Origin of the sequence: Rhodococcus sp. T9N, from assembly GCF_024436645.1 — a bacterium.
Lineage (GTDB): Bacteria > Actinomycetota > Actinomycetes > Mycobacteriales > Mycobacteriaceae > Rhodococcus_F > Rhodococcus_F qingshengii.
In genome coordinates this window covers 328138-340333 of sequence record NZ_JAMSKS010000002.1, presented here as the reverse complement: position 1 = coordinate 340333, position 12196 = coordinate 328138, and the positions used below count along the sequence as shown (strand labels likewise).

Annotated in this window: 7 protein-coding genes; 3 read left to right on the top strand and 4 right to left on the bottom strand. The window is 62.6% G+C overall.

Annotated elements, in window-relative coordinates:
- Nucleotides 1–7: 7 nt before the first annotated feature.
- From M1L53_RS05315 to M1L53_RS05300, 4 genes are all read right to left on the bottom strand, one after another.
- On the bottom strand, nucleotides 8–1090 hold the full coding sequence (locus M1L53_RS05315; RefSeq protein ID WP_054188103.1) for an ABC transporter substrate-binding protein: 1083 nt from the start codon (nucleotides 1088–1090) through the stop codon (nucleotides 8–10).
- A gap of 78 nt (nucleotides 1091–1168) precedes the next feature.
- Nucleotides 1169–1966, bottom strand: coding sequence for an ABC transporter permease (locus tag M1L53_RS05310; protein ID WP_042449420.1), 798 nt, complete (start codon nucleotides 1964–1966; stop codon nucleotides 1169–1171).
- Nucleotides 1963–2793 carry an ABC transporter permease gene (locus M1L53_RS05305; RefSeq protein WP_003945560.1) on the bottom strand — a complete coding sequence of 277 codons (831 nt, stop codon included), beginning with the start codon at nucleotides 2791–2793 and terminating at the stop codon, nucleotides 1963–1965. The genes M1L53_RS05310 and M1L53_RS05305 overlap by 4 nt, the downstream gene beginning before the upstream one ends.
- Nucleotides 2790–3623: an ABC transporter ATP-binding protein gene (locus M1L53_RS05300; RefSeq protein WP_054188057.1), complete on the bottom strand. Its 834-nt coding sequence runs from the start codon at nucleotides 3621–3623 to the stop codon at nucleotides 2790–2792. Before M1L53_RS05300 ends, M1L53_RS05305 begins: the two co-directional genes overlap by 4 nt.
- A gap of 97 nt (nucleotides 3624–3720) precedes the next feature.
- On the opposite strand from M1L53_RS05300, the gene recC reads away from it, so the two are divergent.
- The 3 genes from recC to recD are packed head-to-tail and all read left to right on the top strand — an operon-like array spanning nucleotide 3721 to nucleotide 12188.
- Nucleotides 3721–7002, top strand: a complete 3282-nt coding sequence (recC, locus tag M1L53_RS05295) for an exodeoxyribonuclease V subunit gamma (protein ID WP_054188058.1) — start codon at nucleotides 3721–3723, stop codon at nucleotides 7000–7002.
- Nucleotides 7003–7005: 3 nt separating this feature from the next.
- Nucleotides 7006–10323: a UvrD-helicase domain-containing protein gene (locus tag M1L53_RS05290; RefSeq protein ID WP_054188059.1), complete on the top strand. Its 3318-nt coding sequence runs from the start codon at nucleotides 7006–7008 to the stop codon at nucleotides 10321–10323.
- Nucleotides 10320–12188 carry an exodeoxyribonuclease V subunit alpha gene (recD, locus tag M1L53_RS05285; RefSeq protein WP_054188060.1) on the top strand — a complete coding sequence of 623 codons (1869 nt, stop codon included), beginning with the start codon at nucleotides 10320–10322 and terminating at the stop codon, nucleotides 12186–12188. Before M1L53_RS05290 ends, recD begins: the two co-directional genes overlap by 4 nt.
- Nucleotides 12189–12196: the final 8 nt, after the last annotated feature.

Sequence of the window (12196 nt, the reverse complement as noted above, 5' to 3'; positions counted from 1 at the left end):
TCGGCAGTCAGATCAGCTCCGGATTCTCGGCGCACACCTCTTCGAGGATCGACATGTCGAACAGTTGCTCCGCCGTAATCTCCAGCCCCGCTTTCGACAGTGCCGCGATGTTCTGTTCGATCAGTTGGGGTGTCATCGTGAACAACCCGTTTGCTTTGGTATCTGCCGACACCACAAGATCGTTCTGTGCGGTGGCTTCCTTGATCTGCTCTTCGAGTTCGAGGTTCTGGTCCTTGCCGTAGACCTCGACGGCAAGCCGCGCCGACTCTGCCGGATCAGCGACCGCGTCCTTCCATCCTTGGATCTCGGCCTTCAGGAATGCCTTGAGTTTGTCCCTCTCGTTGTCGATGGTGGACTGGAGAACCGTGAACGATTCGGCGACCAACGGCAGGTTGTAGTCCGCGAAGAGGAAGTGGGCGTTGGGGAAACCTTTGGCGGCCAGTGTGATCGGCTCGTTGGTCACGTAGGAGACCCAGCCGTCCACCTCGCCGTTCGCCAAGGGGCTCGGATCGAACTGCGCGGGCACGATCGTCATCTGGCTTTCGGTCAGGCCGTTTGCTGCCAGGAGAGCTCCGAAGACGAGCTGATTGGAATCCTGGACGCCGATCTTCTTGCCGATCATGTCCTGTGGTGAGTTGATCGGTGCCGCAGCGGAACTGACAATCGCAAACGGATTCTTCTGGAATGTCGCACCGACGATCTTTGCCTCCAGTCCGTCGAGTACGGCGGGGGCTGTGAGCTGCGGTGCGGACATTCCGATCCACACCTTGCCGGTGTCCAGGCCGGCTTCGACGCCGGTGCCGGCTGCGCCACCTGCCACCAGGTCTACATTCCCGAACCCTGCATCCTTGTAGTACCCCTTGTCGAGAGCGAAGTACTCACCGGCGAACTCGATGTTCTTGATCCAGGACAACTGCACTGCAACTGTTCCGAATTCGGAACCGTCGTCCGTGGTTCCGCCACTCGAACTGCTGGAGTCACTGCTACACGCGAGCAATGACGCACTACCGGCGACTGCGATGCCGGTCAGCGCGGAGTAGCGGAAGAAGGCCCTGCGGTCCAGTTGGCGGACGGGCTTGAATGGCGTCATGAATCGGAACACTAGGGCCAGTCGGTTTCGTTCAGTTTGCTTGGGAGAGAGAGTTTGTTGAGGTCGTGTTAACAGATGTCACGACTTGCCCGCCGAAGGACCGAAACGAGACAGAGCGATGCTTTCGAAGATCCCGACCACGGCGTAGAGGACGATCGACACCACGGTGATCACCACGATAGATGCCCACAATTCGTTGTACTGGTAGCGCGGAATGGCTTTGATCATGCTCGAACCCAAGCCTTGGCCGCTACCGAGCCATTCGCCGATCAGTGCTCCGATCAAGGCGCCGGGTACGGATACTCGTGCAGCGGCGAACACAGCCGGAAGTGCGGACGGCACGGACACCATTCGCAATGCGGTCCAACGACTCCCGCCGTAGGCAGCGATGAGGTCTTGTGCCTGAGCCGGAGCGGCACGTAGACCGACCATGATCATGACGAGGGCTGGGAAGAACACCACTATCGCAACCATGACTGTCACACCCACGATTCCGCGGCCGAATATCAGGACGATGATCGGGGTCATCGCAACGAGAGGAACAGATCGTAGAAGCATTGCAACGGGCATGAAAGTCTGTTCGACAGTGCGGGAAACGACGAAGATCGATGCCACCACGAGCGCGGCAGTCATTCCGACGGCAAAGCCGACACCGGCGTCGCGCAGAGTGATGAACAGGTTGTCGATGATGCCCGAACGAGCGTCGGCGGATTTTGGGCCGGAGAACAGGTACTCCCAGACGTCGGCCGGCGTCTTTCCCACACGCGGGCCGACCTGGGGGAAGGCGTTGAGGAAGACCACCCAGATGACAAGCAACAGCGCCGAGGCGATGGCAATCGGGGCGAGGAATCTCAATGTTCCTCGTACCGAGGTCATTTCTGTGCTCCCGGAGCGCTGGTCCACGGCGTGACGAGCCGGGCGATCGCTGCGACGACGGCGTACCCCAGACCGGCGAGCAAGGCGGCGGCGATAGCCATTCCCCACGTTCGCGGGACGTTGTACGACGTCTGAGCGGCCGTTAGTGCGACGCCGATCCCGCTGTCCACCCCGCCGAGATACTCACCGAGAATTGCACCCAGTACGGCCGAAGGTGCAGCAATCTTGAGGGCAGCAAAGGTGCTCGGAAGTGCGCTCACAAGTTGAACTTTGGTGAACTTCTGCCAACGCCCACCGCCGTAGGCGGCGACGAGATCGAGGCTCGTCTTGTCTGCCGATCTCAGGCCTGCGAGTGTGCCGACCATCGTGGTGAAGAAGCAGTACATTGCGGCGAGAAAGATTGTGGGGGTCCGGCCGCCGAAGACGACCAGGATGATTGGGCCAAGCGCCAACAGCGGTGTGCAGTAGCTCAGGATCGCCAGTTGTGTGGCCAATCCCTCGATGGGCGGAATGAGAACGACAAGCACGGCAAGCGTTATCGCCAGCAGGTTTCCCCAGAGAAAGCCCTGCAGCGCACCGGAAGCCGTGACGGTGAAATTGGGTCCGTACAGCGACCAACCGTCGTCGAACATCGTCGAGACAACTACCCACGGCGTCGGAATCGTGCCTCCCGCAACACCGGCCGCCGCCAGAATCCACCAGAGAGCGATCAGTCCGCAGATGCCGACTGCACCGCCGAACCACGTTGGACGCTTCAATCGGATCCGGCGCGGCACAGATGGCTGCGCCGCCGCGGTCGCGACGTTCTCGATATCGGTAATTGTCATGCGACGCCTGCTTTTCCGAAGAGCAGTCCGGAGAGGTAGTCGTGGATCTCGTGGAACTCGGGTGTACGCATCATCTCTGGCGTCCGTGGGCGCGGCAGGTCGATCGGCACGACTTCGAGGACCCGTCCGGGCCGCGGCGTCATGACGGCGACGACGTCGGAGAGGAACACGGCTTCGGCGATTCCGTGAGTCACCATCAACGTGGTCGCCGGTTTCTCGGTCCAGATCCTGAGCAATTCGATGTTGAGTCGTTGTCGGGTCATGTCGTCCAGCGCGCCGAAAGGCTCGTCGAGTAGCAGGACACTCGGCTTGACCACGAGCGATCGTGCGATCGACACACGCTGACGCATACCGCCGGACAATTGAGCGGGCTTGGCCTTCTCGAATCCTTCGAGGCCGACGAGAGCGATCAGGTCGGCTATCAGTCCGGGGTCGGGATCGATGCCGGCAACCTGCAGCGGCAGTTTGATGTTGGAGGCCACTGTTCGCCACGGCAGCAAAGCCGAATCCTGGAAGGCGATTCCGAGTTCGCGGCGCTTGCGTAACTCGGCGGGCGACTGTCCGTTGACAAGTGCTGTTCCCGACGTCGGAGTATCGAGGCCCGCAAGGATGCGGAGAACGGTGGACTTCCCGCATCCGGACGGCCCGAGCAGAGACAGGAAAGAGCCTTCGCTGGTTTGAAGGGACACGTCGGTCAGCGCGGTCACCGACCGACGACCCATCTCGAAGGTCTTGCCGAGGCCGGAGATGTCGAGACCGGTTCCAGCGGGGCGAGGTGTGGTGACGGGACTGGTCATTCCCGCACAGTACGAACGTCCGGTTGCGGTCATGTTGCCTGCGCGTCACCGCTGCGTGAGGCTGGTTCGGCGTCTCCTGTCACAGCGCCGTGGTGAGATGGACGTCTGGACGGAGTGAGGGGAGCGAAGATTGCTGAAGTTGTACCGGGCCGAGCGTTCGGACACCTTGGTCTCGGCGTTGGCCACGCTCCTCCGTACACCGCTGTCGGATCCATTCGCCCGGGAAACTGTTGCGGTGCCGGCCAAGGGCGTCGAGCGTTGGCTCAATCAGCGGCTGTCCTCCCAGCTAGGCACGTCCGGACCGTCAGCAGTGGACGGAATTTCTGCGAACATCGCGTTTCCTTCACCCGCGCGCCTGGTCGCGGAGTCCGTGGCCGCGGTCAGTGGAATCACGGCTGACGACGACCCATGGTCGCCGACGCGATTGGTGTGGACGGTTCTCGATGTGATCGACGAGTCCCTCGGCGAGCCCTGGTGCGGAGTCCTGGCGAAACATCTCGAAGGCCATCGTGAAGGTCGACGGTTTGCCTCCGCCACACATGTCACCGAACTCTTCCGCAGTTATGCCGCGCAACGCCCGCAGATGCTGATCGACTGGGCCGCCGGGCGGTTGACCGACGGACACGGATTGGCGCTGTCGGAGGATTTCGAATGGCAGGCACGTCTGTGGTGCATCGTCGCGGACAAGATCGACGTTCCGGGGCCCGCAGAGCGACTGGGGCAAGTGAGTCGCGCGCTGGTCGAGGACCCGGCCTTGGTCGACCTACCGGAACGCCTGTCGGTCTTCGGACCGACCCGGCTGCCGGTCGATCAGCGAATGATCTTGAGCGCTCTGAGTGCGAATCGGGACGTGCACATCTGGCTCCCGCATCCCAGCCCCGCGCTGTGGACCAAGATGAGCTCGCGCATGCAGCCTCGAAGTGAGAGCACGATCCGACGTTCGGAAGACGGGTCAGCGCTGATATCTGCCAATCCGTTGCTGTCGAGTCTTGCTCGCGACGTTCGTGAACTTCAGATCAGCCTCGGTGCCGCCGAGTTCGAGTCGGTGCATCTTCCCGAACCAGCCGGCCCGAAATCCCTCCTGGCGACGGTCAAGGCCGACGTCATCGCAGATCGTGCTCCCAGCGTTGCAGCGGAACCGGATGGGACAGTTCAGGTCCACGCTTGCCACGGGCCGGCACGGCAGGTCGAGGTGCTCCGCGAATGTCTGCTCCGATTGTTCGAGGACGACCCGACATTGCAGCCACGCGACGTACTCGTGATGTGCCCGGACGTCGAAACGTACGCACCTTTGGTTCGTGCTGCATTCGGGCAAGGCGTCCATGGCCACCCCGGGCATCTTCTTCGAGTAAGGCTGGCAGACCGCGGATTACGTCAGACCAATCCAGTCCTGGCCGTTCTCGGCTCTCTCCTCGAATTGGCCGACGGCCGGGCCACAGCCAGTGAGGTTCTCGACCTGGCCGCGACCGAGCCTGTCCGCACACGTTTTTCGTGGGGCGACGACGAGTTGGAAAGACTGCGGGAATGGACGACGGAAGCGGGTGCTCGCTGGGGAATCGGTAGTCGGCAGCGTGCCACGTTCGGCCTCGATGCATTTCCGCAGAACACCTTCAACACCGCCATGGACCGAATCTTGTTGGGGGTCAGCGCGGACGAATCGGAAAATGCCTGGTTGGATCTCGCGCTACCACTCGATGACGTGGACGGCACAGACATCGACCTGACTGGACGTTTCGCAGAGTTCGTCGATCGCCTGGCCGTCTCGCTTCGCGATCTTGCCGGCCCACATTCACCGGCCGAATGGCTTCGTGTGCTGATGCGGGCCCTGGATCTGCTGACCGACACAGCGCCCGCAGATTCCTGGCAGAGCGCGGGGGCCCACCGCGAACTGGTAGCTGCTGTGGAATTCGGCGGAGAGACGGTGTTACGTCTGGCCGATGTTCGCGCGATGCTCTCGCGCAGCCTCGCGGGCAGACCGACGCGTGCCAACTTCCGAACCGGCGAACTGACGGTGTGCACGATGGTTCCGATGCGTTCGGTACCGCATCGCGTGGTCGTGCTGATCGGACTCGACGACGAGGTGTTCCCTCGAACCGGTGGAGTCGACGGCGACGACATCTTGTCCCGTGATCCCGTTGTGGGGGAGCGTGATCTGCGCAGTGAAGACCGGCAACTGCTTCTCGATGCCGTGATGTCTGCGGGCGAACATCTGATTCTGTTGTATACCGGTGCCGATCCGGTCACCGGTGTCGTCAGACCACCGGCGATCCCCCTCAGTGGACTTCTCAACGTACTCAGTGCGACGGTGGGTCCGGAAGCGATCAACGGAGTGCTGACACGGCATCCGTTGCAATCGTTCGACAATCGAAACTTCGCGCCGAACAAGCCGTTCAGCTTCGACACGGCAGCGCTGGCCGGTGCGAGGGCTGCCTCCGGAACACCGGTCGAATTGCCGACAGTCTTGTCGGCCGAGCTACCCGAGGTGCATCCGAAGGAAGTGAACCTCGCCGACTTGGTGAACTTCCTGGTACATCCCGCGCGTGGTTTTCTGCGCCAACGCCTCGGCGTCCGGGTACCGGAACTCGACGACGACATCGCGGATTCGCTGGCAACCGAGCTCGATCCACTGTCCTCCTGGGCTCTGGGTGACCGAATGCTTCTCTCGCGCTTGGCTGGACGCAGCTCTGCGGATTTTCGTGCAGCCGAGTGGCGCCGCGGCACTCTGCCGCCCTACAACCTGGGCGCCACGGTTCTGGGCAACGTCGAATGGGTGGTAGATCAGATTGCCGGACTTGCCTTGCCGCACTTCGACGGAGACTCCGAAGCTGTCGACGTCGACATAGACCTCGGTGACGGGCGTCGTCTCACCGGAACGGTAACCGGTGTGCACGGCAATTCAGTGGTGCGAGCGTCGTATTCCTCACTGGCGCCTAAACATCGGATGACGGCCTGGATCAATCTCCTCGCCTTGAAATCACACGGACGACCCGGTCCGCTCGATGCAGTGTCGATCGGACGGGGTCGGGGAAAGATCGCAGCGGCACGGTCGGTGCTCGATGCGCCAGGCAATGCGGTCGAGATCCTGCAGCAACTGGTGGACCTACGCGAGCGGGGGCTGCAGCGTCCGTTGCCGATGTGGGCCGCTACTTCAGCCGAATATGCGCGCCGACGCTTTGGTGGCGAGTCGGTCGACGATGCGACAAACGGTGCGGACACCCAGTGGACCGGGCAGTACGGCGAGATGATCGATCCAAGCAACGTTTACGTTTTCGGAGAAGCTCGAACACTGGCGGAGTTGGCTGCGGATCCGCCGTCGGACGACGAATTCGTCTGGGCCGAGGAACCGACTCGGTTCGGAGTTCTCGCCCGACGGTTGTGGGATCCGTTGCTGACCAACGAAAGAGCGGAGTAACCCGTGGACTTCGACCTTTTGGGGCCACTACCGACCGGCACCACGGTGTTGGAAGCGAGCGCCGGAACTGGCAAGACCTACGCGATCGTCGGACTCGCGACCCGTTGTGTTGCCGAAGGTCTCGCCGACATATCGCAAGTTCTGCTGGTGACATTCAGTAGGGCCGCCACTCAGGAACTTCGTGAGCGTGCCAGGGAGAGGTTCGCGGGAGTGTCCGCCGCTCTGGTCGACCCGCAGGCGGCGAGGCGGTCGGATGATGATCTGGTGGCGTACCTCGCCACAGCTGACGACGAGGAGATCGGCGTGCGGCGTCGTCGACTCCTGCGCGCTCTCGCGGAGTTCGACGCCGGCACCATCACGACCACCCACAGTTTCTGTCAGAGGATGCTCGACGGACTCGGCATCGCCGGGGAACGCGAACCGGACACAACTTTTGTGGAGTCGGTCGACGACCTGATCAGTGAGGTCGTCTCGGATTTGTACCTCAGCCGCTACAGCCGGACGGACTCGTCTCCACCGTTCTCCACGAAGGACGCGCTGGCCATCGCCCGAAGCGCAGTCGGCGATGGTCAGGCAATTCTCGAACCCGACGGCGAGGAGGAGACCGCACCCGGTCAGCGCGTCCTCTTCGCGGCTGCTGCTCGTGTCGAGGTCGAACGACGTAAGCGGACCAAAGGAATTCGCGACTTCAACGATCTGCTGACGCTGTTGCACGGTGTATTGACGGATCCGGAATACGGTCCCGTCGCGTGTCGTCGGGTGCGCGAAAAGTTCAAGGTTGTGTTGATCGACGAGTTCCAGGACACCGATCCGTTGCAGTGGGACATTCTGCGGTTGGCCTTCCACGGTCACACCACCCTGGTCCTGGTCGGTGATCCCAAACAAGCCATCTATGCGTTCCGCGGGGCAGAAGTCCTGAGTTATCTCGATGCGGTCGATCAGGCGGATGCGCACCAGGAGTTGACCACCAATTGGCGTAGCGACCCAGGGTTGTTGGCGGCACTCGAACACCTCTACGGTGGTGCCGCACTCGGCAACGAAGGCATCGTCGCGCATCCAGTGGAGGCTTCGCACAAGAAGTCTCGGTTGTTCGGCCCGGTGCCGATGCGTGTACGCCATCTGCCCCGTACCGGAGCCGGACCGCTCAATCGTTCGGGATTTCCGGCCGTAGGCAGACTTCGCAGTCGCGTCGCGGACGACGTCGCAGCAGACGTGGTCGCGCTCCTGGGCGGCGATGCCCGCTTGGCAGTCGACGGTGATCCACGCCCGGTCGAACCGGGAGACGTCGCGGTGTTGGTGCGCACCCACAAGCACGTGGCGATGATCCGCGATGCTCTCGATGCCGTCGGTGTACCTTCCGTATTGACCGGAGGGTCCAGTGTTTTCGCGACACCCAGTGCGACCCAGTGGCTGTGGCTGTTGCAGGCGATCGAGCAGCCCCATCGCTCCGATCGTGTCCGGTTGACGGCCCTCTCGCCGATTTTCGGGCGCACCTCCGAAGAACTGGACAAGGACGGCGACAACGTCGTTGCAGAACTTGCAGGTCAACTGCGCTCCTATTCCGGGCTGTTCGCACGCGTCGGGTTTGCGGCTGTGTTCGAAAGAATCTCTGCCGAAACAAATCTGGAGAAGCGTGTACTCGCGGCCCCGTCCGGCGAACGAGATTTCACCGATTTGCGGCACGTCGCACAACTCCTCGGTCGCGTCGCCACCGAGGAAGCGTTCGGGTTGAGCGCACTGGTTCGCTGGCTTTCCGACCGAATCAAGGATCCGACGTCCGGGAGCGCGACCGACAGAAGCCGTCGCCTCGACAGTGACGCTGCCGCAGTGCAAATCGCTACGGTGCATGCCACCAAAGGGCTCGAGTTCCCGATCGTCTACGTCCCGTTCAGTTGGGAGAGCGTTGGCGGCTTCAACTCGCCGACGCAGCTGTTGCACGACCCGGAGGGACGCCGCATCCTCGACGTCGGCGGGCAGGAAGGCCCGGGGTACAACGCCAGAAAGACTGTTGCGGAGGCCGAAGAAGCGGGCGAAGAACTGCGGCTGCTGTACGTGGCGCTGACCCGGGCGCAGTGCCAACTCGTGCTCTGGTGGGCACCCAGCTACGGGACCTCCCGCTCGCCGCTGCACCGGTTGATGCTCGGACGTACTCCCGGCATCGCCGAACCTGCTCGGGTAGTGAAGGTGCTCGACGACGGTACAACCGCAGCACGGCTCGCAACCTGGCCGGCAGCAGCTTCCGACGTGATCTCGGTGGAACCTGTTGGTCCCCATCCGCCCTCGCCCGTGCACTGGTCCAGAGCGGCTGCGGACGTGACCGAACTGGCCGCGGCGCGTTTCGATCGAGACCTGGACACTCTGTGGCGTCGTACGTCGTACTCGGCACTCACCGCCGGAGCGCACCACGCGGTCACGACCACGGGCAGTGAGGTCGAGGATCCCGAAAAAGACGACGAGCCAGAGGATTCCGTAGATCTCGAGAGCATTACCCCCTCGCCCCTGGAGGCGTTCCCTTCACCCATGAACGGACTTCCCGCGGGCGCCGCATTCGGCACGCTGGTGCATGAGGTGCTCGAGGTGGTGGACACGGCTGCGGCAGATCTGAGAGCGGAACTCGGGATGCGTTGCGCCGAGGCGGTCTCGGTTCGGGCGGCCGAGGTCGACTCCGAAGCACTCGCGGATGCGCTGTATCTGGTGATGCAGACTCCCTTGGGATTCGGAACCTTGGCCACGATCGCGCCGAAGGATCGTCTTCCCGAACTCGATTTCGAACTCCCACTGGCCGGTGGCGACGATCCGGTGTCGATGAGTGTCACACTCCGCGGAGTGTCGGAACTGTTGAGGCGCCACCTTTCCTCCGACGACATTCTGGCGTCGTACGCCGACTATCTGGACCGTGTCGAGACGTCACCGATGCGCGGATTCCTGACGGGCAGTATCGACGCAGTCTTGCGGATCCCGGGCCCGTCGTTCGTGATCGTCGATTACAAGACCAACCGGATCGGTCGCGGCGATCTGACGGCTGCCAACTACATGCGTGAACTCATGGCGACGGAGATGATGCGCTCGCACTATCCGCTGCAGGCACTGCTGTATTCGGTTGCACTGCATCGGTATCTGCGGTGGCGCCTGCCCGACTACGATCCGCACCGTCATCTCGGGGGCGCGCAGTATCAATTCGTGCGTGGGATGCTCGGCCCGGACAGCCCGCCGGAATGCGGTGTCTTCGAATGGAAGCCGCCTGCTCAGCTGACGGTTGAACTATCGGATCTGCTGGCCGGTCTTGATGCGTCCCACACGGTAGGGGAGAAGATTCGATGACCGAGGCGCAATTGGCGCAGCGCGCCAAAGGGATCGTGCGAATCTTCAACGAAGCCGGGGTTCTGGTTGCCGCCGATGTTCATGTCGCGACGAGAGTGTGCAGCCTGGGCGGTGAAACTTCCGAAGAAGTGATGCTGGCCGCGGCGTTGGCAGTTCGGGCCGTGCGATCAGGTTCGGTATGCCTCGATCTACGACGGATGCGTGATGTGAGCGTCGACAATGCGACGGAGGAGGAACTTGCGTCGTTGCCGTGGCCCGAACCGTCGGAGATCGTTGCCGCCCTTCGGCTGAGCCCTCTGGTGATCGGCGGAAACGCCGGACCTCTCAGACCGCTCCGGCTGGTCGACACGGACGACGGTGAACTCCTCTACCTCGATCGATATTTTCTGCAGGAGCAGACGATTCGGCGAGTGCTCGACGAGCGGGCGTCCACGTGGCCGCCCGCCGACCTGAAAGCGGTCCGAACGCGGCTGGATTCGCTGTTCGTCGACGAGAACGGGCCGACCATCGCGCCGGATCGTCAACGGATAGCAGCTGCTCTCGCCGCGACACAGTGGACCACCGTCATCGCCGGTGGGCCCGGAACCGGCAAAACCCATACGGTCGCACGTATTCTCGCTCTCCTGTCGGAGGAATTGGGTTCGAATGCTCGCATCGGTCTGGCCGCACCGACGGGTAAAGCCGCAGCACGGCTGCAGGAGTCCGTACGTGAGCAGACCGCGAGCCTTGGCCTTCCCGAAGAACTCGCGGCCATGACCCTGCACCGCCTACTCGGTTGGCAGCGGGGGAGTTCGAGTCGTTTCAAATACAATGCGACCAACAGACTTCCCTACGATGTGGTCGTCGTCGACGAGACGTCGATGGTCTCCCTCACGTTGATGGCGCGCCTGCTCGAAGCCGTTCGCCCCGATGCCCGGCTACTGCTCGTCGGCGATCCCGATCAGTTGACCTCAGTCGACGCGGGCGCTGTTCTTGCTGATCTTGTCGCCCGCCCGGTAAAGGTCAGTGGAAATCCGACGCTGACACAGTTGGTGGGTGACGATCTCACGGCCACTGGTTCCGAAGAGGCATTGAGTGCGGATGAACAGGATCGTCTGCGGGGCGGGATCATTCAACTCTCACGCGGGCGCCGCTTCGACGGAACCATCGCGTCGTTGGCCAGGGCAGTTCGAGCGGGAGATTCCGCTGAGGTTCTGCGTATCCTGCGCAGCGGTGATCCAGCCGTCTCCTTCCATTCGCCCGAGGATGTTGACGCATTGCGCGCCGACATCGTTGCGAGTTCAGAGGTGGTGACGGCGTCGGCCGAGGTGGGTGATGCGATCGGCGCGCTGAAAGGCTTGGAATCGCACCGCCTTCTGTGCGCCCACCGTGACGGACCGTACGGTGTCGGGAGGTGGGCGCAGCAGGCGATGGAGTGGGTCGGCACGGCATCAGGGCAGTTTCTTGACCCGACGCGGTGGTATCCGGGCCAACCCCTGTTGGTGACGGCCAACGACTACGAGGCGAAGATCTACAACGGGGATGCCGGGGTGATCGTGCAGCGTGAGGATGGCGTGCCTATTGCCGCATTCCAGCGGGGCAGTGATGCGTTTCTGATTCACCCGAGCCAACTCTCGTCGGTGCAGACGGTTTACGCGATGACGATTCACCGGAGCCAGGGCAGCCAGTACGACACCGTATCGGTGATGTTGCCGGCCGAGGCGTCGTCACTGCTGACTCGGGAGTTGTTGTACACGGCGATCACTCGCGCCAGAAACCATGTGAGAGTAATCGGCACCGAGGATTCCGTGAGGGCGGGAGTGCAGCGACAGGTACTCAGGGCAAGTGGGCTGCGTCGTGAGATCCGTCCGTACGACGGGCCGTGAAAGTCGGA

Excerpts from the sequence above, each read along its gene's own strand:
- M1L53_RS05305 (WP_003945560.1), bottom strand. The coding sequence starts at position 2,793 with ATGACAATTACCGATATCGAGAACGTCGCGACCGCGGCGGCGCAGCCA.
- M1L53_RS05310 (WP_042449420.1), bottom strand. The coding sequence starts at position 1,966 with ATGACCTCGGTACGAGGAACATTGAGATTCCTCGCCCCGATTGCCATC.
- M1L53_RS05300 (WP_054188057.1), bottom strand. The coding sequence starts at position 3,623 with ATGACCGCAACCGGACGTTCGTACTGTGCGGGAATGACCAGTCCCGTC.
- recD (WP_054188060.1), top strand. The coding sequence starts at position 10,320 with ATGACCGAGGCGCAATTGGCGCAGCGCGCCAAAGGGATCGTGCGAATC.
- M1L53_RS05315 (WP_054188103.1), bottom strand. The coding sequence starts at position 1,090 with ATGACGCCATTCAAGCCCGTCCGCCAACTGGACCGCAGGGCCTTCTTC.